Source organism: Pseudomonas sp. 05L36, from assembly GCF_056398125.1.
The window spans coordinates 78,204-104,206 of sequence record NZ_JBFTOU010000022.1 but is presented as its reverse complement, the minus strand read 5'-3'; the positions used below and the strand labels follow the sequence as shown (position 1 = coordinate 104,206).

General features: G+C 60.3%; 23 protein-coding genes and 1 pseudogene. 12 read left to right on the top strand and 12 right to left on the bottom strand.

Annotation, left to right across the window (positions count from 1 at the left end; all coding sequences use genetic code 11):
* Positions 1 to 56: 56 nt before the first annotated feature.
* The 8 genes from araD1 to AC1DKH_RS22120 all read left to right on the top strand — a co-directional run bounded on the left by araD1 (position 57) and on the right by AC1DKH_RS22120 (position 5,436).
* Positions 57 to 1,049: an AraD1 family protein gene (gene araD1 / locus AC1DKH_RS22155; protein ID WP_477799312.1), complete on the top strand. Its 993-nt coding sequence runs from the start codon at positions 57 to 59 to the stop codon at positions 1,047 to 1,049.
* A 10-nt stretch (positions 1,050 to 1,059) separates the two neighbouring features.
* Positions 1,060 to 2,640: an aldehyde dehydrogenase (NADP(+)) gene (locus AC1DKH_RS22150; RefSeq protein WP_477799311.1), complete on the top strand. Its 1,581-nt coding sequence runs from the start codon at positions 1,060 to 1,062 to the stop codon at positions 2,638 to 2,640.
* 120 nt (positions 2,641 to 2,760) lie between these two features.
* Entirely contained in the window at positions 2,761 to 3,099 is a 339-nt protein-coding gene (locus AC1DKH_RS22145) for a DUF5629 family protein (protein WP_477799310.1), read from the top strand.
* On the top strand, positions 3,092 to 4,261 hold the full coding sequence (locus AC1DKH_RS22140; RefSeq protein WP_477799309.1) for a lactonase family protein: 1,170 nt from the start codon (positions 3,092 to 3,094) through the stop codon (positions 4,259 to 4,261). Before AC1DKH_RS22145 ends, AC1DKH_RS22140 begins: the two co-directional genes overlap by 8 nt.
* A gap of 156 nt (positions 4,262 to 4,417) precedes the next feature.
* The gene (locus tag AC1DKH_RS22135) at positions 4,418 to 4,597 is read left to right on the top strand and encodes a hypothetical protein (protein WP_007979950.1); all 180 of its coding nucleotides are present in this window, start codon (positions 4,418 to 4,420) and stop codon (positions 4,595 to 4,597) included.
* A gap of 218 nt (positions 4,598 to 4,815) precedes the next feature.
* Positions 4,816 to 4,941, top strand: a complete 126-nt coding sequence (locus AC1DKH_RS22130; protein ID WP_263287176.1) for a hypothetical protein — start codon at positions 4,816 to 4,818, stop codon at positions 4,939 to 4,941.
* A gap of 115 nt (positions 4,942 to 5,056) precedes the next feature.
* On the top strand, positions 5,057 to 5,182 hold the full coding sequence (locus AC1DKH_RS22125; RefSeq protein WP_477764283.1) for a hypothetical protein: 126 nt from the start codon (positions 5,057 to 5,059) through the stop codon (positions 5,180 to 5,182).
* The gene (locus tag AC1DKH_RS22120; protein ID WP_477799308.1) at positions 5,179 to 5,436 is read left to right on the top strand and encodes a hypothetical protein; all 258 of its coding nucleotides are present in this window, start codon (positions 5,179 to 5,181) and stop codon (positions 5,434 to 5,436) included. The genes AC1DKH_RS22125 and AC1DKH_RS22120 overlap by 4 nt, the downstream gene beginning before the upstream one ends.
* Before the next feature lie 37 nt (positions 5,437 to 5,473).
* On the opposite strand, the gene AC1DKH_RS22115 is transcribed toward AC1DKH_RS22120, so the two are convergent.
* From AC1DKH_RS22115 to AC1DKH_RS22105, 3 genes are read right to left on the bottom strand one after another with little or no spacing between them, the layout of a single operon-like run.
* Positions 5,474 to 6,070 carry a glutathione S-transferase gene (locus tag AC1DKH_RS22115; protein ID WP_477799307.1) on the bottom strand — a complete coding sequence of 199 codons (597 nt, stop codon included), beginning with the start codon at positions 6,068 to 6,070 and terminating at the stop codon, positions 5,474 to 5,476.
* Positions 6,067 to 9,708: an AAA family ATPase gene (locus AC1DKH_RS22110; protein WP_477799306.1), complete on the bottom strand. Its 3,642-nt coding sequence runs from the start codon at positions 9,706 to 9,708 to the stop codon at positions 6,067 to 6,069. The genes AC1DKH_RS22115 and AC1DKH_RS22110 overlap by 4 nt, the downstream gene beginning before the upstream one ends.
* Positions 9,705 to 10,949 carry an exonuclease SbcCD subunit D C-terminal domain-containing protein gene (locus tag AC1DKH_RS22105; RefSeq protein ID WP_477799305.1) on the bottom strand — a complete coding sequence of 415 codons (1,245 nt, stop codon included), beginning with the start codon at positions 10,947 to 10,949 and terminating at the stop codon, positions 9,705 to 9,707. The genes AC1DKH_RS22110 and AC1DKH_RS22105 overlap by 4 nt, the downstream gene beginning before the upstream one ends.
* 221 nt (positions 10,950 to 11,170) lie before the next feature.
* On the opposite strand from AC1DKH_RS22105, the gene AC1DKH_RS22100 reads away from it, so the two are divergent.
* From AC1DKH_RS22100 to AC1DKH_RS22090, 3 genes are all read left to right on the top strand, one after another.
* Entirely contained in the window at positions 11,171 to 11,362 is a 192-nt protein-coding gene (locus tag AC1DKH_RS22100) for a hypothetical protein (RefSeq protein ID WP_477799304.1), read from the top strand.
* A complete protein-coding gene (locus AC1DKH_RS22095) occupies positions 11,359 to 12,963 on the top strand; it encodes an ABC-F family ATP-binding cassette domain-containing protein (RefSeq protein ID WP_477799303.1) in 1,605 nt (534 codons plus the stop codon). The genes AC1DKH_RS22100 and AC1DKH_RS22095 overlap by 4 nt, the downstream gene beginning before the upstream one ends.
* 283 nt (positions 12,964 to 13,246) lie before the next feature.
* Positions 13,247 to 14,602 (top strand): lytic polysaccharide monooxygenase, encoded by a 1,356-nt coding sequence (locus AC1DKH_RS22090; protein ID WP_477799302.1) that lies wholly within the window; start codon positions 13,247 to 13,249, stop codon positions 14,600 to 14,602.
* A gap of 113 nt (positions 14,603 to 14,715) precedes the next feature.
* On the opposite strand, the gene AC1DKH_RS22085 is transcribed toward AC1DKH_RS22090, so the two are convergent.
* The 9 genes and pseudogenes from AC1DKH_RS22085 to AC1DKH_RS22045 form a co-directional block, all read right to left on the bottom strand.
* Positions 14,716 to 16,365, bottom strand: a complete 1,650-nt coding sequence (locus AC1DKH_RS22085) for a BatD family protein (protein WP_477760028.1) — start codon at positions 16,363 to 16,365, stop codon at positions 14,716 to 14,718.
* Complete coding sequence (locus tag AC1DKH_RS22080) at positions 16,362 to 18,089, bottom strand: VWA domain-containing protein (protein WP_477799301.1); 1,728 nt, start codon at positions 18,087 to 18,089, stop codon at positions 16,362 to 16,364. The genes AC1DKH_RS22085 and AC1DKH_RS22080 overlap by 4 nt, the downstream gene beginning before the upstream one ends.
* Complete coding sequence (locus AC1DKH_RS22075) at positions 18,086 to 19,168, bottom strand: vWA domain-containing protein (RefSeq protein ID WP_477760030.1); 1,083 nt, start codon at positions 19,166 to 19,168, stop codon at positions 18,086 to 18,088. The genes AC1DKH_RS22080 and AC1DKH_RS22075 overlap by 4 nt, the downstream gene beginning before the upstream one ends.
* Positions 19,161 to 19,655 (bottom strand): DUF4381 domain-containing protein, encoded by a 495-nt coding sequence (locus AC1DKH_RS22070; protein WP_477754553.1) that lies wholly within the window; start codon positions 19,653 to 19,655, stop codon positions 19,161 to 19,163. The genes AC1DKH_RS22075 and AC1DKH_RS22070 overlap by 8 nt, the downstream gene beginning before the upstream one ends.
* Complete coding sequence (locus tag AC1DKH_RS22065) at positions 19,652 to 20,596, bottom strand: DUF58 domain-containing protein (RefSeq protein WP_477754552.1); 945 nt, start codon at positions 20,594 to 20,596, stop codon at positions 19,652 to 19,654. Before AC1DKH_RS22065 ends, AC1DKH_RS22070 begins: the two co-directional genes overlap by 4 nt.
* A 5-nt stretch (positions 20,597 to 20,601) precedes the next feature.
* On the bottom strand, positions 20,602 to 21,561 hold the full coding sequence (locus AC1DKH_RS22060) for an AAA family ATPase (RefSeq protein ID WP_477754551.1): 960 nt from the start codon (positions 21,559 to 21,561) through the stop codon (positions 20,602 to 20,604).
* A 282-nt stretch (positions 21,562 to 21,843) separates the two neighbouring features.
* Entirely contained in the window at positions 21,844 to 22,197 is a 354-nt protein-coding gene (locus AC1DKH_RS22055) for a hypothetical protein (protein ID WP_477799300.1), read from the bottom strand.
* A 166-nt stretch (positions 22,198 to 22,363) separates the two neighbouring features.
* Positions 22,364 to 22,600 (bottom strand): BrnT family toxin, encoded by a 237-nt coding sequence (locus tag AC1DKH_RS22050; RefSeq protein WP_477799299.1) that lies wholly within the window; start codon positions 22,598 to 22,600, stop codon positions 22,364 to 22,366.
* Positions 22,601 to 22,696: 96 nt separating this feature from the next.
* Positions 22,697 to 23,752: pseudogene (locus AC1DKH_RS22045) on the bottom strand (condensation domain-containing protein); the annotation flags it as partial.
* Between the two features lie 587 nt (positions 23,753 to 24,339).
* Between AC1DKH_RS22045 and AC1DKH_RS22040 the strand changes: the two are divergent.
* Positions 24,340 to 25,731: a hypothetical protein gene (locus tag AC1DKH_RS22040; protein WP_477799298.1), complete on the top strand. Its 1,392-nt coding sequence runs from the start codon at positions 24,340 to 24,342 to the stop codon at positions 25,729 to 25,731.
* Positions 25,732 to 26,003: the final 272 nt, after the last annotated feature.

Sequence of the window (26,003 nt, the reverse complement as noted above, 5' to 3'; positions counted from 1 at the left end):
CCAGCTCCTACAGGGGTTCTGCGGCGTTGCGAAGTATTGTTAACAGGAGAAATTTCATGCGTTTGGTTCAGTTCGAATTGAGTAACGGCGAACGCCGCGTTGGCGTGGTCGAGGATGGTCTGGTACGCGAAGTACAAGATGCGCGCACCGTTCGCGATCTGGCATTGGCGTCGATCGAGGCGGGCGCAAGCCTTGAGCAGCAGGTGCAAAGCCTGGGGCTGGGCATCAGCCACGGCTATGCCGAACTGCTGACGCAACGGCGCATCCTGCCGCCCCTGGACCATCCGGACCCGGCGCACATGCTGGTCAGTGGCACGGGCCTGACCCATCTGGGCAGTGCATCGGCCCGGGACAAGATGCACCAGCAAAGTGGCGACGAATCGGCGATGACCGACACCATGCGCATCTTCAAATGGGGCGTGGAGGGCGGCAAACCGGCAGAAGATCAAGCCGGTGTGCAGCCGGAATGGTTCTACAAAGGCGATGGCAGCATCGTCGTCAGGCCGGGCCAGCCGTTTCCCCTGCCGCCGTTTGCCGAAGATGCCGGTGAAGAGCCGGAGATCGCTGGCCTGTACGTCATCGGTCGCGACGGCAAGCCGTATCGCCTGGGTTTTGCCGTGGGCAACGAGTTCTCCGATCACGTCATGGAGCGCAAGAACTACCTGTATCTGGCCCACTCGAAACTGCGCAGCTGCAGCTATGGCCCGGAACTGCGGGTCGGCGAACTGCCGCAGCATCTGGCCGGTACCAGCCGCATCCTGCGCGACGGCGAAGTGCTGTGGCAGAACGAGTTTCTCAGTGGCGAGGCGAACATGTGCCACAGCCTCGCCAACCTCGAATTCCATCATTTCAAGTACAGCCAGTTTCTGCGCCCGGGGGATGTTCACATTCACTTCTTCGGCACCGCGACCCTGTCCTTTGCCGACGGCATTCGCACGCAACCGGGCGACGTGTTCGAGATCACCCAGGCCGAATTCGGCGCGCCATTGATCAATGGCATCGCACCGGTCGCAGCGGCTTTCGAACCCGGCACCGTCGGCACACTTTGAGGACTTACCCATGACCCGGATTCTTGGTCACAACTACATCGGCGGCCAACGCAGCGCCGCCGGCAGCGTCAAGTTGCGGAGTTTCGATGCGACAACGGGCGAGGCCTTGCCCCAGGATTTTTCTCAGGCGACAGCGCAGGAAGTCGATGCGGCGGCCACCGCGGCGGCGGCTGCGTACCCGGCCTATCGCATGCTGAGCGCGGAGCGGCGGGCGCAGTTTCTCGAGGCCATTGCCGATGAACTGGATGCCCTCGGTGATGATTTTGTCGCGGTGGTCTGCCGCGAAACGGCGTTGCCCGCTGGCCGGATTCAAGGCGAGCGTGGACGCACCAGCGGCCAGATGCGCCTGTTTGCCAAAGTGCTGCGGCGTGGTGATTTCTACGGCGCACGGATCGACCGGGCATTGCCGGAGCGTCAACCGTTGCCGCGCCCGGATCTGCGTCAATACCGTATCGGCCTCGGGCCGGTGGCGGTGTTCGGTGCCAGCAACTTTCCGCTGGCGTTCTCTACCGCAGGCGGCGATACCGCATCGGCGCTGGCCGCCGGGTGCCCGGTGGTGTTCAAGGCCCACAGCGGTCACATGGCCACGGCTGAGCGGGTGGCTGACGCAATCATCCGCGCCGCCGAGAAAACCGGCATGCCGGCCGGCGTGTTCAACATGATCTATGGCGGGGGCGTCGGCGAGGCGCTAGTCAAGCATCCGGCGATTCAGGCTGTGGGCTTCACCGGTTCGCTCAAGGGCGGTCGGGCCTTGTGCGACATGGCCGCGGCCCGTGCGCAACCGATTCCGGTGTTCGCCGAGATGTCGAGCATCAACCCGGTGATCGTGTTGCCCCAGGCGTTGCAGGCGCGGGCCGGCACCGTCGCGCGCGACCTCACGGCGTCGGTGGTTCAGGGCTGCGGCCAGTTCTGCACCAATCCCGGTCTGGTGATCGGCATTCGCTCAGCGTCGTTCAGCGCCTTTGTGCAGCAAGTGGCCGGGTTGATGGGTGACCAGCCGGCGCAAACCATGCTCAATGCCGGAACCTTGAGCAGCTACGGCCAGGGCTTGCAAAAACTGCTCGTGCATCCGGGGATCGAGCATCTGGCCGGCAACCCGCAGCAGGGCAATCAGGCGCAGCCGCAATTGTTCAGGGCCGATGTCAGCCTGCTGCTCGATGGCGATGAAGTGTTGCAAGAGGAAGTGTTCGGTCCGACCACGGTGGTGGTTGAAGTGGCGGATCATGCGCAACTGTTGGCCGCCTTGAATGGCCTGCACGGCCAGTTGACCGCCACCGTCATTGGCGAGCCGGAAGATTTCGAACAGTTTGCCGGACTGACGGCGTTGCTTGAGCAGAAGGTCGGACGCATCCTGCTCAATGGCTATCCGACGGGAGTGGAAGTCTGCGATTCGATGGTCCACGGCGGGCCTTACCCGGCAACGTCCGATGCGCGCGGTACATCGGTGGGCACACTGGCCATCGATCGTTTCCTGCGCCCGGTGTGCTTCCAGAACTATCCGGACAATTTGCTGCCGGACGCGCTGAAGAACGGCAATCCGCTGCGCATCCAGCGACTGGTGGATGGGCAGCCATCGCGTGAGGCGTTGTAACAGACAAGCACAATCCCTGTAGGAGCGAGCTTGCTCGCGATAGCGGAACATCAGTCAACATTTAAATCGACTGGACTGCCGCCATCGCGAGCAAGCTCGCTCCTACAGGGGAGGTGGTGCATGAGCTATCATTGCGTCTTTCCCATTCAAAGATTGATTGCCATGACTGCCCCAACCGACACCTTGCTCAATGCCCTCGAACACTGCGGAATGGTCGAAATCGACGGGCTGCATGCCTTCGAATTCGCCCTCGACGAGTTCGATAACCTGCACATTGAATGCATGGATGGCCGTGCGGCCAAACACTGGGAGTTCACCCCGGCGCAGATCCAGGCCGCGACCTTCGACACCACGCTGCAAAGCTGGTTGATCACCGGTGACTCGGGTGAACACCGTTTGGTGTGCCTGGGTGATGTCATCAGCGGTGACAACGAAGATGACGACCAGGAAGATGCGTAACCTCTGGCCACTGTTGATGGCCGGCAGCATCGGCGCCATGGGCGTCCAGGTCGCATCCGCCGATGACTATCAGCTGCTGGTGGGCTCCTACACCGCCGGTCAAAGCCAGGGCATCTACCGCCTGGCTTTCGACAGCAGCACCGGGCAGATCGATGCCAGGCCCCTGCAAGTGATCAAGAGCGAAAACCCTTCGTGGCTGACCCTGTCGAAGGATCAGCGACACCTGTTCGTGGTCAACGAAAACGGCCCGGGCCAGACCGATCCGGTAGGGCGCGTCAGCAGTTTCGCGATCGATCCCAAGACCCATGCGCTGAGCCTGATCAGCCAGGTACAAAGCCTGGGCAACGAGCCCACCCATTCCAGCCTCAGCACCGATGGCAGCCATCTGTTTGTCAGCAATTACTCGGTGGCCGAGGACCCGGGCGGCACCCTCGCGGTATTGCCGGTGGCGGTCGATGGCAAGCTCAAACCGGTGGTGCAGATGAGCAGCCACCCGGCGAGCCGGGTCAATCCCGAGCGCCAGGCCTCGGCCCACGTGCATTCGACGATCCCGTCGCCGGATGGCCAATACGTGTTCGCAAACGACCTGGGCGCCGACAAGGTGTTTGCCTATCGCTTCGACCCCAAGGCCAACCCCGAACTACCATTGACTCCGGCGACCCCGGCATTCGTGCAACTGCCGCCCGGTAGCGGACCGCGTCATCTGCTGTTCAGCGCCGATGGCAAACACGCCTGGCTGACCATGGAAATGAGCGCCCAGGTGGCGGTGTTCGATTACCACGACGGCCAACTCAAGCAGACGCAGATGGTCGATCTGGCTGCCGGGCAACCGGTCTCGGACAAGGCTGCGGCGGCGTTGCATGCCTCGGCTGACGGCAAGTTCCTCTACGTCAGCAACCGTGGCACGGCCAATCAACTGTTGGTGTTTGCCATCGATCCGGCGACCGGCCACCTCAGTGAGCTGCAACGTCGGGCGGTGGAGGGCGATCATCCGCGGGAATTCAGCCTCGATCCGAGCGGCAGATTCCTGTTGATCGCCAACCAGAAGAGCAACCAGATTGTCGTCGTCGAACGCGATGCCAAGACTGGTCTGCTGGGCAAGACCGTGCAAAAACTGCCGATGGACGCCCCGAGCGATCTCAGGTTTCTGCTGCGTCAATAAGCCGCAGGCCCCGGTTGATGGGGCCTGCCTGCTTTTATCAATGGCGCTGATATCTGGTACTGCTACAAAGCATTTCAAGGCACGGACCCTCGAGGGTTAAGTTTGCTTCACGGCCCCACCGGGCAAGCAAGCCAACTGAATCCGAGGAATACCGCCATGAACTTCAACATCTTCTCTGTTATCGCCGCTTCCGCCATTTCTGCCACCGTTGCGCTGCCAGCCAGTGCCAACGTTGAAATCAGCGACAAAAAAGCCCACACCCAGAGCTACACCCAGAAGTACCTGCAACAGAGCGCCAACTTCTACGCCGCGCTGGATCACAAAACCCAAGCCTGAGCGTTTACCCCTGCCTTTATGCAGGAGCGAAGTCACTGATGATCGAAGACACTTGTGTTGAAAACCCGAGTGTCGGAAACGATCAGAGTGATGTCGCTCCTGCATAACGCATTTACGACAGTATCATTTTGCCATTAATGTCGCGCTTGATATCACATCGCCATACGTTTAAATTGACGCTGATTTTTTGACTCCTCCTCACGGCAAGGATCGGCAGCATGGTGACGCGTCTGGCATTGGTTCTTCTGTTTCTCTATTCCACCCCCATTTTATCGGCAGCCGAGCCTGTTCCGGGTGAGCCGGATGCTGCGCGCGAGCGCTTGATCAGTTTTATTGAAGACTGAAATAGTCTGGCTTAATGATCAATGAAGTTGATGGTTACTATGGATAACCCTGAGTGGTTATCCAGGCTTTTTTGATCGATTCTGTGGGCATTGAAACATGCCTGCGGAGAACATCATGGCCAGCACAATTCTCACTTCTGCCAAACATGGCGCCTATGTGGCGATCGGTCTTTACCTGGCCATGGTGCTGGTTGTCAGCCTTTCAGCTCAGGCTGAACTCGCAGGGGTCGCCGGCGCATGAAAGGGCACAGACTTTGGGTCATTGCCTTCCTGGCGTTCATGACCAACGGATCCTCCCTGCTGGGGATCGGACAGGGCTCGGCAGGCTCGGTGGCACGGGCCATCGAAGCCAACCACAACATTGCCCGCAGCATCGAAAGCGCCAGTGCCCAGGGGGTGTTGGCCGGCAATCCACCGATCAGGAATGAAGGCGTGGTTTTCGGGCCGTTCCAGGTCGATTGCTCGGCGATCGGGATGTGTGAGGTGTTGGCCTGAAGCCTGCTGTCGATGAGGGCTTTTGTGGCGAGGGGGCTTACTTGCGCATCACACCGGTAAACAAGTCCGACTCCAGAAACCGCTGCAACCAATCCTGCAAACGCCGATACGGTGTCTGCGCGAACCAGTCGCGGTCGACATGGGCGAACTGGCGCACGAAGGGCATCAAGGCCACATCGGCCAGGCTTGGATGGCTGGCCAGCAAGTAGTCGCGTCCCTCCAGCAACTCATCCAGCCTTTGCAGAAATACCTCGCCTTCGGCGCGATAAACCTCCATCGGCTGCTCGGGATAACGCTCGGCGTACTTGTAGCGATTCAAGTGCACCTTGAACACCAGATCGTTCTGTTCGATCAGCGGGGCGATTTGCGCCGCTGCCACAGGATCATCCTTGAGCAGCCAGTCTTGCGGATCATCCTGTGCCAGGGCCCAGCGCATGATGTCGAGGCTTTCGTCGATCACCCGGCCATCGGCGCTCAGTACCGGCACCGTGCCTTTGCCCGACAGCGCGAGCATTTCGGCGGGCTTGGCCTTCAGGCTGACTTCGACGATGTCCACGGCCACTCCCGAGTAGCGCAGGGCCATGCGTGCACGCATGGCATACGGGCAGCGGCGGAAGGAATACAGTGTGTTCATTTCACCTCCAGGGTGCTCAGGCCATTGCCCTGGCGACGGACCTGGATCTGCACCGGAATCCGTTCATGCATTTCCTGTACGTGGGAAATCACCGCGACCTTGCGGCCCTGGGCCTGCAAGCCGTCGAGGGCGTCCATGGCCAGTTGCAGGGATTCCGGATCGAGGCTGCCAAAACCTTCGTCGATGAACAGCGATTCGATTTTCAGCGTGCTCGACGCCATCGACGCCAGACCAAGGGCCAGTGCCAGCGACACCAGGAAGGTCTCGCCACCGGACAGCGAATGCACCGAACGCAGTTCGTCGCCCATTTCAGTGTCCATCACCAGCAAGCCGAGCATGCTGCCGCCGCGCTTGAGGCGATAGCGGCGCACCAGTTGGCGCAATTGCACGTTGGCGTGATGCACCAGCAGGTCGAGGTTGTAGGCCTGGGCGATCTTGCGGAAAGTGTCGCCGGTGGCGGAGCCGATCAACGTATTCAGGCGTGCCCAGCGCTGGTATTCGCTGTAGGCGTCGGCAATCCGCTGCGCCAGGGCCTGATTGGCGTTCTGCCGGCGCTGATCCTCAGCCTGTTCGGCGCGCAGTTCGGCGCAGTGTTGCTCGCCGGTGGCGGCGAGGTTCTGCAGGTCGACCAGCGCGGTGGCCAATTGCTCGGCATCGAGGTTGCCGTTCTGTTGCGCCTGATGATCGAGCAGGCGCTTGTCGCGCTCCTGCACCAGGACGCTGGCCTGTTCGATGGCTTTTTCGCTGTGCTGCAAGCGCTGGCGCAGTTCGCTGACCTGAGTGTCGTCAACCCGCAGCAGGTCTTCGAGGCCGCCGTCATCCAGCTCGGGATGGCGGGCACGCCAGTCGCCGATCTTACCGGCGAGTTCACGTTCTTCGCCTTCCAGTGCGTGCAAGCGCTCCCGCTGGGCCTTGAGCTCGGCGGCGAGTTGCACAGACTGCGTGAGGACACTTTGCAGCACCTGCGCGGTACTGGTTTCGGCGCTGCGCGCCTGTTCCACGGCCTGTTCCAGTTGCTGCTGCCAATGCTCGGCGCTGCTGTGTTCGCCGAGTAATTGCCCGAGCGTGTGCTGGCTTGCCTGTTGCTGCTCGGCCAGCCCGGTGAACTGCTGTTCGGCGGCCTGCAATTGCTGCACGCGGCTTTGCTGGCGGTCTTGTTCCTTCTCCAGGTTTTGCTGGCGCTGTTGTTGCTCGGCCAGTTCTTCCTTTTGTTGTTCCAGTTGCGCCAGGCGCTCGGCGATCTGCCGGTCGAGCTGCATGAAGGTCGCGGCCGGTTCGACGCGCAGCGCCTGCAGGGTTTCAGCTGGCAGCAGATTGGCGAATGCGCTGAGCTCTTCGTCCAGGCGCTGACGGTCGTTGCCCAGCTCGCGTTGCTGGTTGCCCAGGTGCTGGGTCGCTTGCTGGTGCGCGGTTTCGGCATGGCGCAGTTGCTGGGTCAGGCGTGCGGCATCCTGTTGCAGGGTGAGTAGCGCGCTCTGCCGTTGCTCGTCCTGGCTGATGCTCTGGTTGAGCTGGCTGTTTTGCTGGGTGAGCCAGGCGTCGCGTTTGACGGCGTCCTGATTCAGCAGTTGGGCAGCCAGCGGATGCGCTTCCAGACTTGGGGCGAGGGCTTGCTGTTGGGTCGCCAGATGCTCCTGCTGTTGCAGCAGTTCCTTTTGTTGGGCGATCAACCCGCCGACTTCGGCACGCAGGTCGGTGAGTTTTTCCTTGAGCAGGTCAACGGCCTTCTGGGCGTTGGCCTGTTCGCTTTCATCAAAACGGCCGAGGCTCTGCAGCAGGGCTTCCGGCTGATGATACGGATGCTCGTTGCTGCCGCACACCGGACATGGCTGGTCATCCTGCAATTGCGCGCGCAGCTCTTCGACACTGGCACTGCGCGCCAGACGCTGACGCTCCAGCAGTTCGCGAGTGACGTTGAGGGTCTGTTCGGCAACGCTCAGATCAGCCTTGGCCTTGACCCCGTCCTGGGTCAGGCGTTCACGTTCCTGCTGCGCGGTGAGCTGGCGTTGCTGCAGCTCGGTGCCGCGCTGGTCCAGGTCCTGCTGGCTGGCCCACAAGCGTGCAAGGTCTTCGACGGCGCGCAGTTGTTTGCGGTTGTCCTGCAACAGACTGCCCAGAATGCCGATCTGCTCGGCGACGGCATCCGGTTCGGCGCCGGCCTCCTTGAACAGCACCTCCAGTTGCTGCTTCTGTGCGCTGAGCGTTTGTTCGGCGCTCGTGGCGTTTTGCTCGAGGTTGGCCAGTTCGGCCTGGCCCTGATTCAACCGGTTACCGATCAACATCAACTGTTGCAGGCGATCGCGGTAGGCATTCCAGGCATCGCTCAACGGTGCCAGATGAGTGCTTTGCTCCAGCTCGGTGGCAATGCGCTGCAAGTCCCCGGCGCCACGGGTTTGCTGATCGAGCAAGGTCTGAATCGTGCTCTGGCCCTGGCCGCAGGCCTGCTCGGCATTTTGCTTTGCCTCGGCACTGAGGGCGGTGTCCTTGGCGAGGCGGGCGAGGGTGCTTTGCGCTTCGAAGGCCTGGCGCAGTAACGGCGCGCTGGCGGTTTGCCGTTGTTGCGCTTCGTTCAACGCGATCCGGGCGTCGCTAAGCTGTTGCTCGAGCTGCGTCTGACGCTCGCCGAGTTCGCCATGTTGCTGCGCATGCAAGGCAATGTGCGCCGCCAACGGCGTCAGCAGTCCGTCGACCTCGGCTTTACGGGCGAACTGGTGCCGTTGCGGACCCAACTGTTCGAGGCGGGTGAGCCTCAAGCGCTCGCTGGTCAGGGCTTCCCAGTGAGTCTGGGCCGATAGCAGTTGTTCGCTGGCGGCCAGATGCTCGTCCTGCAAGCGACGCAGGTCCTTGAGCCAGGTGTCCTGCAGTTCAAGCTGCTTGAGTTGAGCCTGTCGGGCCTTGAGTTGCTGCTGAGCTTCGTTGAAACGCTGATCCAGTTCCGCGCGGGCTTCGGGCGCCAGCGGCGTCACGCCGCTGGCCTGATCCTGCAGCAGTTTGTGGGCCTCGCGGGCTTCCTTGGTCTTGTCGAAGGCCCGACGGCCGAGGCGGGTGTAGAGCGCGGTGTCGGTGAGTTTTTCCAGCAATTCGCTGCGGTCGTTGTCGTCGGCCTTGAGGAAGGCGCTGAACTCGCTTTGCGCCAACATCACCGCGCGGGTGAACTGTTCGAAATTCAGGCCCAGCGCGGCTTCGAGCTGAGTCTTGTATTCGCCTTTCTGGCTGGCGAGCAATTGATCCTGATCGATGTCACGCAAGCTCTGGCGGCTGGCCTGTAGCTTGCCGCCTGCCTTGTCCCGAGCGCGATTGGCTTCCCAGCGGGCGCGGTAACGGCGGCCGTCGACACCGACGAAATCCACTTCCGCATAGCCTTCACCCGTGCCGCGACGCAGCAGGGTTCGCGGGTCACCGGTACCGATCTCGCCGTCGGCGTCCGGCACCTTGGCGTCACGGCCGGTGTTGTTCAGGCGCGGTACGGCGCCAAACAGCGCCAGGCACAAGGCATCGAGCAAGGTGCTTTTGCCAGCGCCGGTGGGGCCGGTGATGGCGAACAGTCCGGCACTGGCCAGGGGTTCGGCGATGAAGTCGATTTCAAACGGCCCGGCCAGGGAGGCGAGGTTCTTCAGGCGGATCGCGAGGATTTTCATGGCTGTTCGCTCTCCATCTGCACGTCCTGCAACAGCTCGGCAAAGTCCTTGAGGGTCTGCTCGTCGACCTCGCTGCCGTAGTTGTCCTGCCAGGCGCGGCTGAACAGTTCCTGAGGCGTGAGCTGGTCCAGTTCGATCAGCGTGCTGCCTTCCTCGGCACCGTCACCGCCGCCGTTGCCGGCGTATTCGGCGGCGATGCGCACCAGGCGCACGGCCTTGCCTTGCAGGGCGGTTTCCACTTGATTGCGCAGATCGGGCTGCGGCTCGTCGAGGCGCACCCGCACCTCCAGCCATGGCTGACGCTGGATGTCGGCCAACAGGTCGATGTTCGGCAGGTCCGCCAGTTGCAGCAGGATCTCGCTCAATGGCGCCGGGCCGATGCGTTGCAGGTTGACCGCGCGAGGGATTAGTTTCGGCTCGACGCTGAGCAGGGTTTCGCCGTCGAGCTTGATGTCGAGAATCTGGTGCTGATAGCCGATCTCGGAGAACGACAGCGGAATCGGCGAGCCGCTGTAGCGGATGCGCTCCTCGCCGTTGACCTTCTGCGGCTTGTGCAAATGACCGAGGGCGACATAGCTGATGCTCGGCCCGAACAGGCTGGCGGGCAGGGCTTCAGCGTTGCCGATGATCAGGCTGCGCTCGGAGTCTTCCGACACCGAGCCGCCGGCCATGTGCGCGTGGCTGATGGCAATCAGTGCCTGCCCCGGTTGGCGCTTGGCGTTGGCCGCTTCGATCAGCCACTCGTGCACCTGACCGATCCCGCGCAAATAGTTGTCGCCCAAATGCGCACCGGTGACTTCCGCCGGGCGCAGGAATGGCAGCGCCAGGCACCAGCCGGCGATGTTGCCGCTGGCATCGGGCAATGGCAGCAACAGTCGCTCGGCATCCAGTTGCCCGTCATCCAGCCACAGAACTCGGCCCAGCGCATGGGTGCGCAAGCGCCGCATCAACGGTGCGGGCAGTTCGATCCGCGAGCCGGAATCGTGGTTGCCGGCGATCATCACGATGGTCAGCGATGGCTGCTGTTCATGGGCGCTGACAATGAAGTCATAGAGGCGTTCCTGGGCTTTGACCGGCGGATTGACCGTGTCGAAGATATCACCGGCGATCAACAGCACATCCGGTTGATCCAGTTGCAGCTGGCGCAACAGCCACTCGAGAAAACAGCCGTGTTCGAAATCGCGATCCTGGCCGTGCAGGTTCTGCCCGAGGTGCCAGTCGGAGGTGTGAAACAAGCGCAAGGCGGACTCCGCTACAAAATGGGTAATGGCCGCGGGAAAAATGAAGGCGGCGAAAGGGCAGAGAGTTTACTGGCAAAAGGTCGGGAATGCAGAAGGCAAAAAAAACAGCCTGCGACATCTCCTACAGGATATGCGCATACCCAATGTAGGAACTGCCGCAGGCTGCGATCTTTCGAACCTGTTGTTGGTAGAGGGGGGCGCCTGGTCAAGGTACATTGCCCTTGGGACGTCTGCTGTTGAGGTTGACACAAGACCTCTCTGCGTCGATCAGGGCCGGCATGCTGTTCGAAGGTCATTTTCAAATGTGGGCAGGCGCCGTGTTTACGGTCATCGCCCATCCGCCGGGTGCTGTTGCGCATCATCAGGGAGTGATGCGCTGCCCATCGGGTCGATTATTCAAGGAAGTGTCATGACTCAACGGTTACTGCAACTTGATCAAGTGTCGTTCAACCTGCCCGACGGGCGCGTTCAGTTCGATCACTTGAACCACACCTTCAGTACCAGGGCCACGGGCATCGTGGGCGCCAATGGCTGTGGCAAGTCCTTGCTTGGCCGGCTCCTGACAGGGGAGCAACTGCCCACCAGCGGCATCGTCCGTCGCGAAGGGCGGGTTTACGCCGTGGCGCAATTACTTGAACCCGAGCGCTATCCCAGCGTCGCCGCGCTGGCCGGGGTCGACCATATTCTGGCGGCGCTTGCGCGCATTGCCCAAGGTAGCGTCGACGATGACGACCATGCGCTGGCAGTCGATCATTGGGATTGCGCCACACGCCTTGAGGCGCAACTGCAGCAGATCGGCCTCGGTCACTTGAATGCCGACACGCGCACCGACGCACTCAGTGGTGGCGAGCGGCAACGGGTGGCGCTGCTGGGGGCGTGGCTATCGAGGGCCGACTGGCTCATTCTGGATGAGCCCAGCAACCACCTGGATATTGATCAGCAGCAAAAGCTTGCGCAGCAGATCGAGCGCTGGCCCAATGGCCTGGTGTTGATCAGCCACGACCGTAGCCTTCTGGAACACGTCAACGAAATTGTCGAGCTTTCACCCAAGGGGCTGGCGGTTTATGGCGGCAACTACAGTCAGTATGCGGCGGCACGCGAGCAGGAGCAGCAGTCGTTCCAGTCGGCATTGCAAGGGGAGCGGGCGCAAGCCAAGCGTGAGCAACGTGAGATGGTCGTGCAGATGGAGCGTCAGCAACGGCGTAATGCCCGCGGTGACCGTCAGGCTCGAGAGGGTAGCCAGACCAAACTCATCACCAATGCCCAGAAAGAGCGCAGCGAAAACAGTCAGGGAAGATTGCGCCTCAATCAACAGGTGACCCGGGAACAGCAGCAACAACGGATCGCCGAGGCCCGTGCGCGGTGTGCACCGGACATTCAACGCATGATGTTGTCTCCGGAAAGCGTAGTGCCCAATGGCAAGCTGATTGTGCAGCTCAACGACCTCATCCTCCCGTTCGGTTACGCGGCACCGATCAATCTGACGTTGACGGGGCCTATGCGCATGGCAATCCTGGGCGCCAATGGCAGCGGCAAGTCGACCCTGTTGCGAGTGATCGCCGGCCAACTGCCGGTGCGCGAAGGCGAACTCATCCGCAGTTGCCATGTCGGCTGGCTGGATCAACACGCCGGATTGCAGTATCCCGAACGCACGGCGGTGCAATGGCTCTACGAGAGCAATCCTGAGTTGCCCGAAGCCGAGGCACGAACCCGCTTGGCGCAGATGGGGATTGATGCTGACCGTGCGATGCTCAAGACCTGCCAGTTGAGTGGCGGCGCACGCCTGAAAATAGCGCTCGCTGCGCAGTTGTATGCACGGCGGCCACCACAATTGCTGTTGCTGGACGAACCAGACAACCATTTGGACTTGCCCAGTCGAATCGCGCTGGAGCAAATGCTCAATCAGTATCAAGGGGCATTGATCGTGGTCTCTCACGACAGTACTTTTTTACAAACCATTCATCTGGACACTGAGTTCTATCTCGACAGCGAGAGGTCGGTGTCCGGAGCCTGATGATGACGGGCTGCGCTTTGTCGCATGCGTTCGCGTTGGGTCCTTTGAAATCGTGTTCAGTCGGCAGGAAAACTTGCGACCGTCTGTCCCTACTGTCAGATCTGTCAGTAGGCGTTCTAGCGAGCCGGGTATTTAATGGATTCGAGCATGGAGCCTTGCGGTGCAAGCGACAGGATGTGCCTTTCAACAGAAGGGAGGCGAGGTAGGTCGTGCGGTGCCTGAAGTGGTTAGGGCGTTACATGTGATTCGAAGATTATCGAAGCTACCTTAATGGAGAAACACTATGTCACAGGATCGCCCGAACGCTATCAGTAGAAGTAACAGTCCGAAACATGGCCACGTTTTTTCCCCCTCTTCACGGGCTCATTTCGAATGGCTTGCGGGGCGACTGGACGAAGGGGCCTTGAATCAACGCGAGTCCGGAAAATTTTTTCCGCTCACCTCCGGCGGAGTGGTAGATGCTTTTGCAAAAGATGATGTAGCCAACGTCCCACCACCTCCGGATGGAAAAATTGCCAGTGCGGATCAACTGACCGGCGCATTATTGGATGAACCAGGAAGTCACTGGCAAAAACATGATGTGAGAGGTGGCGAAACGCTGGATATTTCCTGGCATTTCAGCGCGAAGCACGCTACTCGGCGCTGGAACTATTTCATGACGAAGGCAGATTGGGATCCTGACGAGGTCTTGTCGCGCAGCCAGTTTGAAGATGTACCGTTTTACACAGCGCAAATCAACCTGCAACCGCATTGGGCCCATGGCGAGCAAATGTTGCCCACTTCACCCACCACGCATGCCGTCCCATTGCCGAAACGGGATGGGTACCAGGTCTGTCTGGCGGTTTGGGAAGTTGCCAACACTTCGATGGCTTTTTACCAAGTGATTGATCTGAATTTTCTGCCACCGGATGGCGGGGGTGAACTTCCCGATACACCGACCGGACTGGCCGCAGTCAAGGTCACTGACAAGCAGGTACTGTTGCAATGGAATGCAGCAACCGGCCCGTTTCCGATCGCTTCCTACCGCATTTTGCGTAACGGAAGCTTTTTGGTTCATGTGGACACTCCGAATCTTGCTTTTGCAGATAACGGCGTGGCGCCTGAAACCCAGTACAACTATGCCATCAGCGCAGTCGATGATAACGGCAATGTCTCGGCGTCGAGCCGGCCAATTCAAGTGCACACCTTGCCAGAAGGTGGAGAGGGACCTACCGCACCGACGAACCTGCACAGCATGAGCCAGACTGCGCAAAGCATCAGCCTGATGTGGGGTGCCTCCGCCGGCAGTGCGCCAATAATGGATTACCTGATCGAACGGGACGGCATTCACATCAAATCCGTGAGCGCCGCTCAGACCTCGTTTGACGACTCTGACCTCTCACCCGACACCCAATACCGTTACGCGGTGAAAGCCCGCGACCTGAACAACAAGCTTTCGTTGTCCAGTAACGTCCTGAGCGTCAGAACTCTGGGTGGCGGGGGCGAGTATCCGGCGTGGAAGCTGGGTACTGTGTATGCGAAAAATGACGTGGTGGGCCACGTCGGACAGAACTGGTCCTGCATTCAGGCACATACGGCACACGTAGAGGAGTGGGCGCCTGGAGAGGGCGACAATGTGCTTTGGAAAGTACACGCCTGACCTGTTGACGGGTTCATTGTGAATGGCTGAAAGGCGTTAAAGATCGCAGCCTGCGGCAGCTCCTACACGGCGGATAACCTGTAGGAGCTGCCGCAGGCTGCGATCTTTTGATTTTACTTCGGATAAAGCGGCGGCAACCCACTATCACCCACCGGATCCTGCACCCGTTCGGCAATCGGGATCGCCTTGATCACCCGCCACAACTCGTCACCTTGCCAGTACTGGCCGGTTTCGCTGTACAGCGCGCCGTTCAGGCCGTCGAGGGCGTTGGACAGCGGCACGAAGCGGGCGGCCATGTCGGCCAGGGTTTCCGGCTGTTGCCGGGCCCAGGCGTCGAGGGCCTGGCGGGTGGCGTGGGAGTCGTTGGCCTGGCAGGCGCGCTTGAGGTCGTCGAGTACGGTGCGCGGGCTCGGGCCGGTTTGAGCGGCGCGCGCCACCGCCGGTTGCCAGCGGCCACGCCACCAGAGGCCGAAGCCGAGCAGGGTGGTGCAGGCCAGAATCAAGGTGCTGAGCTTCCAGCGCCAGAGCGTTTCGCTGTCGGCGCTGGCATCGACCGGTGAGGCGCTGGCCGGGGTGTCGACCACCAGGCTCGGATTGGCCGCCACGTGCAAGGTGCGCGCGGGCAGGCTGCTGTGTTCCAGATGGTCTTCGAAGGTGTTCCACCAGACCACATCGACAGTGGGCAGCTCGATGGCGCCGGTCCTTGTCGGCACCAGGGCCTCGCGGTCTTCACGGCTGCCGACCAGGCCGCGTTCGCTGTTCTGGTTGCCGAGCACCGGTTGATCCGGATAGCGGCGCAAGCCGCCGACATCGGTGCCGGGCAGCGGTGGCAGTTGGGTGCTGGACAAGCCTTCGGCCTCCACCGTCAGACTGCGGGTCAGTGAATCGCCGACCTGGGTGTGATCCGGCTCCGGGTTCCAGCTCTCGCTCAGGCTCAGGCTGCGTGCGGGCAGCCAGGGTGCGTCGGCCGGATAGGTGATGGGTTTGGCCTTGACCGTCAACAGCAATTCGGTCGAGGTGACGGGCATCAGCTTGCCGGATTTCGGCCCTTGGGTGGCGTCCTGTGTCGGTTGCGCATCGACCAGCGCGGCGTTGAAGACCTGCGCCGGAATGATCAGTTCGCCGCTGTGTTGCGGGTAGATCGCATAGCGCATTTCGATCACGCCGTGGCGCTGACCATCGATGTCTTTTTCGTAGGTGCGTGAGTCGCCCAATTGTTCGATACGTGCGTCAGGTATCTGCAAGGGTGGCAGGCTGCTGTCGTCGTACAGCGACACCGAATGGTAGATACGCAGGGTCAGGACCGCCTGGGCCTGTACGTAAACACTGGTTTGATCGAGGCTGGCATCGATGAACACCGGGGCCCGTTTGTTCGGGTTGTCCGGTGTCTCGCTCTCGACCACTTGCAGGGCGATCGGCTGGCTCTGCAGTTCGCCCAGTTGCAGTGCCGGTATCACCACGCTGCCGTTTTGCCGGGGCAGGAGGGTGACGATCCAGCGCGTGGCGGCCTGGTTTTCGCCGCTTAAGGTGTTCAACTGGTTGACCTGGCGCGTGCCGCGCACTTCGAACAACGGCTCCAGCGGTGCCAGGTCGGGTTTGCCGAACTGGGTGACATCGGTGGATTCCAGGGTCAGCTCGACCGTCTCGCCTGAGCTGAGGCGACTGCGGTCCACACTGGCGACCAGCTCTGCTGCCTGCGCCTGGGCGGTGCAGAACAACAGGCCATGCAACAGCGCGAGCAATAAAACGGTGAAGCGGGTCATCGAGTTTCTTCCTGATCCTGATGTTGTTGCTGTTCGTACCAGAATTTGCGCCTGAGCAGTTCACCAGGGTCATCCGGAATCTGCCGCAGCCACTGCTCCAGTGCCTGGCGCTGTTCACCTTCGATGCCGTCGGTGGCCGGGCGCAAGGGTGGTGTGGTGTGTTGTTCGTCACCCAGTTCGCTGCCTGGTACTTCGTTGGTCCCCGGTTTCGGCGGTGTGGTGGGCGGTTGTTGCTCACCCGGGCTGGGCGGTTGCCCATCGTCGCTGCTCGAGGGTTGGGCAGCAGCACCGGGCGGTGGTTCCTGCGATTCGGCTTCGGGCCGGGCGTTGCTGGCTGCGTCTGGCTCAGGAGCGGGTGGAGTGTTTTTCTCCTTGAGCAGACGTTCCACCAGCGCCTTGTTGGTCAGTGCCGGACGCAAATCAGGTTGACGTTCCAGTGCCTGTTCATAAGCGTCCAGGGCGGCCTCCAGCTCACCACTTTTGGCCAGGGCGTTGCCCCGATTGTAGTGGGCATGGGCATCGTTGCCTTCAGCGAACCGCTCGGCGGCGCCGGCGTAGTCTCCGGCTTCATAGAGCGCCACGCCTTGCCACTGATGGTCTTCGAAGCGCCGGGCGGCCTCGGCCGGACGCTTGTGCTTGATCAATTGCACGCCTTGTTGATCAGGACGCAGCCACAGGTCAGCGAAGTCGAAGGCATAGCCGGGTTGCGGTAGCGCGAATAGCAGCGGCAGACACAGCAACCAACCACGACGTCCTGCGCAGGCCGCGAGCAGCAACAGTGGCAGCAGCAGCCAGTAACCCTGGTCGGCCCAGGTATCGAGGCGCAAGGTCTGACCGTCGTTGCGCAAATTGCGTGGACCGTCGAGCAGGCCAAGGGCGTGCAGGTCGCTATCGTCCAGGCGCGCCTGGCGATAGCGCCCATCCAGGTCGTTGGCAAAACCTTTCAGGCCGGGCTCGTCGAGGCGCGGCACGAGAATGGCGCCTTGTTCATCCTTGAGGAAGCTGCCGTCCTCCTGGGTGATCGGCGAGCCTTCGGCGGTGCCGATGCCGAGCATCAGGAACTGAGTCGATTTGCCGTTCAGCGCGCGACGGATGCCCAGCCGCTCTGGTTCGGTCAGGGACGAACCAATCAGCAGGATCCGGCCGTCGCCCAAAGCCGCCTGTTCGAGCAGCGCCAGGGCCTTGAGCACCGCAAGATCGGCGCGATGACCGGGTTCAGGCATCAACGACGGTTTCAGTGCATCCAACAGGTTGCGGCTGGTGGAAAGATCATCTGACAGCGGTACCAGCGTGTGGGCACTGCCGGCGTAGACGACGATGGCGGTTTGCGCGTCGCTGCGGATCTGCAGCAGGTCAAGCAGCTTGCGTCGTGCCTGTTCGAGTCGGTTGGGCGTGACGTCGGTGGCGAGCATTTCCGGGGTCAGTTCAAGAACCACCACCAACGGGTCCGCGGGTTTCTGGCTGGTTTGCTCGACGCGTTCCCAACCCGGGCCCAACAGCGCGAGCACGGTCAACAGCCACGCCACGCCGAGCGCGACCCAGGGCAGTTTACTGTCGCGACCACTGCCACCGCTGAGCAGTGCCGTGTGAAAGGCCGGCGGCAGGATCATCTGCCAGCGCCCGGCGCGCTTCTTGCGGTGCCAGAGCTGCCAGAGCAACCAGCCAAGCACCGGCAGCAACAGTAGCCACCAGGGCCGGAACCAGTAGGGCCACAGCGCACTCATCGGCGCCTCCGCAGACGCAGGCGTTTAAGACGCTGGCGCCAGTCGGGCAGCAATTGCGTTTGCAAATACAGATCCTTGGTAAACAGGCGTTGCAACGGATTGTCCGGCCAGAGTACGGGAACCACCAGCAGTATGCTCAAGCACAGCGCCAAGGCGAGCGGCCAGTGATACAACGCTTGAGTCGGGCGGGCCTGGGTGGGTTGTTGGGCCACGGGCTCCAGTTGGTCAAGGGTGTCCTTGATCGATTGCAGTTCCTTGCCATCGTGGGCGCGGAAATACTGGCCGCCGGTGGCTTTGGCGATGGCTTTCAGGGACGGCTCGTCGAGGTCCAGGCTCGGATTGACACCGAGGAACCCCACGGAGCCACTTTGTTCCGGATCGGCACCGATGCCGATCGGGTAGATTTTCACACCTTCTTGGGCCGCCAGTCGGGCGGCGGTGAGCGGATCGATTTCACCGCCATTGTTGGCGCCGTCGGTGACCAGTATCAGCACGCGGCTTGTTGCCGGACGCAAACGCAGGCGTTTGAGGGCCAGACCGATAGCATCGCCGATGGCGGTGTTTTTGCCGGCAATGCCGATGCGCGCGTCGTCGAGCCAGACGCGTACGGTGTGGCGGTCGAAGGTCAGCGGTGCCTGCAGGTAGGCCCGGCTGCCAAACAGGATCAGGCCGACGCGGTCACCTTCGCGACTTTCGAGGAAGTCGCCGAGCAGGTGCTGGACCAACGACAGTCGACTCACATCTTCGTCCTGCCACTGCATGTCAGGGAAATCCATGGAGCCGGAAACGTCCACCGCGACCAGCAGATCGCGACCGCTGGCGGCGATCGGCAAAGGTTCGCCGAGCCACTGCGGGCGCGCCGCCGCGACCAGCAGTAACAGCCACAGCAAAATGAACGGCGTCTGTTGGCGCCATGCCGGCAGGTTGGCCCGGGCGCGACGCCCGGCGAGGCCTTCGAGATCGCTCAGGAAGCTGACCTTGAGTGCCGGTTCGCCACTGTCGGCCACCGGCAATACGATGCGCATCAGCCACGGCAGCGGCAGAAGGGCAAAAATCCACGGCCAGGCAAATTCAAACATGCTTGCGAATCCATGTGTCGACGGCCTGGGTCAGGCCGGCGATCGCCTTGTCGTCGAGCTTGCATTCGGGTTTGTAGGCGCCTTCCACAAGCACCATCCAGCGAGTCAGCCCGGCCGCCGGGCAGCGGTTGTCGAGGAACGCCAGCCATTTGCGGCCGTTGAGGGTGTGGCTCTGGCTGTAGGGGTAATGGTTGCGGCACAGGCGTTTGAGCAAACCGTTGAGTTGCTGCAGCCAGGCACCGGCCGGTGCTCCGTCATACGGCTTGGGCATCAGCGCCAGTTCGGCCAGTGCAGCCAGGCGAACCGGGTCCAGCGGCTGTTCGGCGCGCACCACGGGGCGTTTACGAGGAATGAAATGCCGTAGCTTCCACAGCCCGAAACCGGCTAGCGGCAGCACTAACAGCAGTAACCACCAGCCCGGCGCAGGCGGCCAAAAGTCGATCGGCGGGGGAGAAATCAGCGGTTGCAGTTGTTCCAGTCCGCTCATCGACCTTTCCCCGGCTTTTGTGGGTTCAGGTACTCGCGCAGTTGTTCGACCATTTCGCTCTGGGTACTCAGGGGCATCAGCAAGACGCGCAGCTTCTGCGCGAGCAACTCCCAGCGAGCGATGCGTGCTTCGGCCTGGGCCCGGTAAGTCTGGCGCAGGTCGAAATTCAGCGTATCGAGTTCCAGTTGCGCTCCGCGCTCGGCGAAACGCAAAAGCCCCGCGGCGGGCAGGGCATGATCCAGCGGGTCGGACACCGGCAGCAGCAACAGGTCGCAATGACGCGATAACAGGCTCAGCTGTTGCTCGGCGCTTTCCGATAGCGCGCGTTCATCGCAAATCACAATGACAAGGCTGCCCGGGCGGGACACTTCCCGGGCGCGGCGCAGGGCGATACCAAAGGCATCACGGTCCGGCTCGCTTTCGCTGTTCAGCGACTGATTGACCCGCACCAGCCGGTTGAGCAGTTGCAGCAGACTTTGCTTGCTGCGCCGAGGCTTGATTTCGTAGTGCTGATTGTCGCCATAGACCAGCCCGCCGACCCGGTCGTTATGCCCCAGGGCTGCCCAACCGATCAGGCTCGCGGCCTGTGCGGCGAGCACTGACTTGAACATCAGGCCCGAGCCAAAAAACAGACGACGGCTTTGCTCGACCATGATGAAAATCGGCCGCTCACGTTCTTCGTGGAACAGCTTGGTGTGAGGCTCCTGGGTGCGTGCGGTCACGCGCCAGTCAATGGTGCGCACATCGTCGCCGGCCTGATAGACCCGCACTTGATCGAAGTCGACGCCACGGCCGCGCAATTTGGAATGGTGCAGGCCGATCAGCGGGCTGCGTTGGCTCGGCGTGGAAAACAGCTGCACTTCGCGCACGCGATGGCGCATCTCGATCAGGTCGGCGAGGCTGACACGGATGCCCGGCTCGGGCGGCAGGCTGGCGTTCATCGGGGTCAAGCGACGGCTACGACGTCGAGAATCCGCTGGACCACCCGGTCCTGGTCGATGCCAGCGGCTTCAGCTTCAAAGGAAAGGATGATGCGATGGCGCAGCACGTCGAACAGCACGGCCTGGATATCTTCCGGGCTGACGAAATCACGTCCGGCCAGCCAGGCGTGGGCGCGGGCGCAGCGGTCCAGGGCAATCGAACCGCGCGGGCTGGCGCCGTAGGCGATCCACTCGGCCATTTCCGGATCGAACTTGGCCGGGGTGCGGGTGGCGATGACCAACTGCACCAGGTATTCCTCCACGGCGTCGGCCATGTACAAGCCGAGGATTTCCTTGCGTGCGGCGAAGATCGTCTGCTGGGTAACCCGCCGCTCAGGCTTGGCTTCGCCGTTCAGGGCTTCGCCACGGGCCTGTTGCAGGATCTTGCGTTCAACCGTCGCGTCCGGGAAACCGATCTTCACGTGCATCAGGAAGCGGTCGAGCTGGGCTTCGGGCAGCGGGTAGGTGCCTTCCTGCTCGATAGGGTTCTGCGTGGCCATCACCAGGAACAGTGGCGACAGCTCATAGGTGCTGCGCCCGACACTGACTTGCCGCTCGCCCATGGCTTCGAGCAGCGCCGACTGGACCTTGGCCGGGGCACGGTTGATTTCGTCCGCCAATACCAGGTTGTGGAAGATCGGGCCTTGCTGGAACACGAAGCTGCCGGTTTCCGGGCGGTAGATTTCCGTACCGGTAATGTCGGCTGGCAACAGGTCAGGGGTGAACTGGATGCGGTGGAACTGAGCTTCGATGCCTTCGGCGAGTTCTTTGATGGCCTTGGTCTTGGCCAGGCCAGGGGCGCCCTCGACCAGCATGTGGCCGTCAGCGAGCAGGGCGATGAGCAAGCGCTCGATGAGTTTTTCCTGGCCGAGAATCTGCGTTGAAAGAAAGGTTCGCAGCGCGAGTAGCGCTTCACGATGTTCCATCGATGACTGTTCCTGCAAAAGGGTGGCCGAGGACGTTCGAAATACGCCAGGGCTGGGGGCGTTACTTTAATCCATCGCGGGGGGCGGCGACTAACGGCATTTTGTGCAAAGTGCGGGAAATGATGGGTGAAATTGTTGGCCCTTCGTGCCATTTCAGTATTGTGGTGGGTTTACTGACGCCATCGCGAGCAATCTCCCACAGGGGACCACGCCGTCACTGAGGCATGCGATCAAATGTGGGAGCGAGCTTGCTCGCGATGAGGCCGGAACAGGCGCTGATATTCAGAGCTGGCTGATATAGGTGCCGGTCCCCTTGAGAATGTTCTGCAACGTTTCTTCTACTTCCGCCAGATCGCTTGCATCCGTGCTGTGGGTGATCTCCAGCACATCATCCCCATTCAGCGCATCAGCATCTGCTGCAGCAATTTCAATCTTCAGCAGGGAAGGGCTGAGGGTGACTTTCACGCCATCAAGGGTCGAGGGTTCGCCGTCGAGGGTGATTTCCAGCTCGTCTTCATCCGGGTAGCGACTCATAAGGAACATCTCGCCCTGGTCGCTGTGGCAGCAGAGCATGGCCATGTCGTCTTCTTCTTCATCGCATGGGTTGACGATCAAGAGGGCGGTGGTCATTTGCATGGGTAGTTCCTAGCTCGACGAGAGTGGTGAAAAGGCAATTCTGCCAGCTCGAAGGATTTTCTGCCGACTTGTGTGACTCATAGTTTCCTATCGTGGACCTTCAACACTCAAATTTTCATACGAATCAACCGAGTAGGAATCAGCTCGTTATGTAGTACATGGGCGCTTAACTCTGATTGCCTTTGCGGCGCGCGCGATATCCGCGTGGTCCGAACCAACCCCGATCATTTGGGCTCGCAGCATGCCCAAGTACCTGTTTCCGGCGCTCGTCGTAGAGTGATTCAAACTGTCTTCGCTCAGCATTCGTGATGCGTCGCGCGGAGATGATGCGGATGACCTCCATCTCGTGGATATTCTCTTCGATCACGTGCACAACGAGCAGTGCTGTTGCACCGTCGACCATGCCGATGGTCTGCCAGCGAGGGTCATCATTTCTCCAATGAGACGAGTGATGTGATATTCAGCGGGTCATTGATCGTTTGGGCGGCGGTCTCGAAAGTCACGCCATGTTTATTTCGGTTGCTATCGTTCTTCTTTTCATCCCACACGAACACCGTTTCTTCCTCCGCTCTCGGCCTGTCGGCAACCAACGTAATAGAACAACAAACCAATTAACGTCATGCTGATCAAGGCGTAGAACATTGCACCGGGCATTGCGTATTTCAATGCTATTCCGCACACAATTGGTCCAATGGCGACTCCCATGTAAACGAGGTTTTGCATGCCAAAGTAGATCCCGCGCAAGGTGGTTAGGGGCAATCTTGTCGATAAACATATATTCGGCTGGGACGATGATAATCTCACCGATAGTGAAGATAATGATTGCGAACACCCAAATCCAAAGTTCCTGCGATAGGGAAAGGCCGATCAGTCCTACTACGAAGGCTGCCGATACTAGCGACACCCAAGCCAGGAGTTTCTCCTCCTTGATCCAGCTGCCAAATAGATACTGCAATGATATGACGACGACGGCGTTCGCGGCGGAGAGGTAGGCCACCGTTTCGTAAGCGACACTGGCCGTTTCCACCACGATGAGATATTGCGACAGGTAGGTCAGCAATGGTCCGTAGACGGCCGTGCTGAAAATGCCGCCAAGGGTGAATAATAAAAGGCGTTGGTCCCCCCGTAACACTGCAAGGGTTCCTGCGAACTTCATTCGTTCGGCATCGGCGGGGGCTGCGGCCGTGACGGGAGTGAAGGCGCTACGAAAGAACAGAAGGAGTAGCAGAATCAGCAGGGTGAACCGCATCAGCGGAGGCTTGCTAAGGTCGAATCGCTGTGACAGGTCTTCTGTCATAAGTCTTTCCAAGTGCATGTGCTGCTCAATTGGCGCCAAGGAAGACAGGTCGTGGATTTTCCACGGTACCTCGACGTCTTGGGTGACGATTTGCACCGGGTTCTCCAGACCTTGGTAGATGAAAGCTGCCCGCAGATTGGTATGTCTGAGCAGCAGATTATTCACAGCAGTCTTGAGTTGGGATATATCGAGTGTTCCCGCCAAGCTAAATGTTTTCGTCGGCATCGTGGACACTCGAGGAAATGAAAAAACTTGAAAGAAATAGTGTCTCGAAACGCTTTAAAAAAGCGATCAAAAATTGAGTAGGTATTTTCATAAAAAAATGTAGGATATTTCGCTGGCTTGTTGGGGGTGGATAACAACACTCAGCAATGGGTTGTATCAGGGACAAGCTATTTATTCGCGGATTATCCCTGTCATCCCAACAATGTGAGGAATCAGATTCCGAGCGATCAAGTGCAGTTTGGTTACACGAAAGTCCACCTCCGAGCCTTGGTGAAAAACACCGCGCAGCGGGCCACGTAACAAAAAAGCAATTCTCCCAGCCCACGAAAATTTCTGTGCCTTATGGTGCGGGAACTGTGGGAAGAAACCGATTTGTATTATCAGTTTGATGAATGGAAAAACGTTAAAAATTCGACTTTTTGAATTGTGAGAGGTGTTTCTCTCGGACTATTCCTAACTTGACCTAGGAAATTTCAGATCCTGTTGCAGGAAGTTTGCGAGCGGTGAAAATAACGCCCGTCCGCAGGTTTTTTACTTGTATTGGCGCAATTCAATCCCTTAGCGTGATCGCCCAGACGCAAAGGATTGCGCAGTCAATCATGAAAAAAGGACCTCTTTCGATGAGTCAGTATTTCGAATGGGCGGATGAGATCAAGCACCTGTCCGAGGAGCAGATCGAGCAACTGTACCAGCGCTATCTGAATGGTGAAAAAAGTGCCGATCTGAAAATAGAGTTCAACATTGCGCCTGAAGTCCGCAGTTTGTTGAAGGTTTTGCCCCCGATTATCAGCAAGGACCTGACCTGTCCCTACTGCGACCTGCCCATGTGGGTGCGTCGGCACGCCAAGTGCACGCCTGTCTCACTGCGCAACCACTTCAAGTGTGTACGTTGCGAGCACTATCACTTTGAACCCGGCCACTGGCGACGCAAACTCTGTACTTGCAACGAGTGCTACAAGCTGCGCCAGGAGGAAATTGCCGCACAAGCGCGGCGCGATCGTCTCGAGCTGGAGAAACGCTACGCCACGCCACGTCCGGCGGTGCCTTATGCCTCGCTGGGCTTCGTCCAGAAACTGGCACTGCTGGCCTTGCTGGACGACGGCCAGGTAGGCGGTGCCGAGCGCATTGCCTCGCTTATCGCCGGATCCCGCAGCGAACACCTGGCGCCTACTGACGAGGCCAGTGAAGCGCTGGTGAGGGATTTGCACGAGACCGGTGCATTGGACGTCGATCTGGATGGCGATATCAAGGCCTTCGATCGAGCGTCCGATTACCGGATCAATGACTTTTCCTCCGTGCGCTGGATACCCAATGTCGCGTTGGAACCCGATGTACGAAGCACTCGCGACGCGCTGTATCGAGCTTTGTATCAAGAGTTGTCCGGGACTGTTCAGCCCGCCTGGAAAAGCGAGCTGTACGCCTTGATGTTTAGCCTGGCGCGGGACGAGTCGATTCAGTACATCCAGGTATTGGCCAGTGAAGTGAGCTTTGTATTCAGTGCCCAAGGGCGTGCGAAAAAAGTTGTCGACCAGCTCCTGCAGGACTTCTCGGTGAGTCATATCTACTACTTTGCGCGGTTGGCGGTGAAGAATGCCGCGCACTTTTATGCCACCGGCAACTCCAGGGGCCGCCCCCATGCTTGCAACACCATCCCGGGCAGCATGTTGGGCACGGCGCAGGATGCATTGGCGCGAAACTGGCGCAAAACCGCCTATCGCGATTCGCGAGTGCCGCAGTCGGCTTTGCACCGAATCTTGTATGACGTGGTGCTCAAGGACAGCGGCGCAGGTTTTTCCAGATCGCCGGGGGGCTACTGGCGTGACGAGCTGGTGCCACGGTTTTTCTCCGGCGATACCGGCGGGGCGGACCTGGCCGGACATCTGCAGCTGTTCTGCCGCGAATGTGATTCGCGCAACGTCGACGCCAGCATGGACAAAGTCACGGTTCGAATGATGTGTTACGACTGCGCGACAGTCAGTAAATTTCAAGCGATCGAAGACTTGATCGACTGAATCGGTCGAGGTTTCTTCAATGAGCCCCAATAGCGTCCATGGTCGGTTCGGCGATCATGGATGTTGTCAATTTTTGGTTGAAGCGGGGCGGGCGCGTCCCGACCGGTCGTTCTGGCACGAATGTCCCGCAAAAACCGTCCAGTTAGCCCCCGAAATCGCCTGTGGCTGCTAGTGTTGTTCGATGTGCGCCCCCAGAGCTGCGTACCGATGACCGAATATGTCGCAGCACCGCAAGCATGGGCCTTGCCGCACTCGTTAAGCTGCGCAACGGA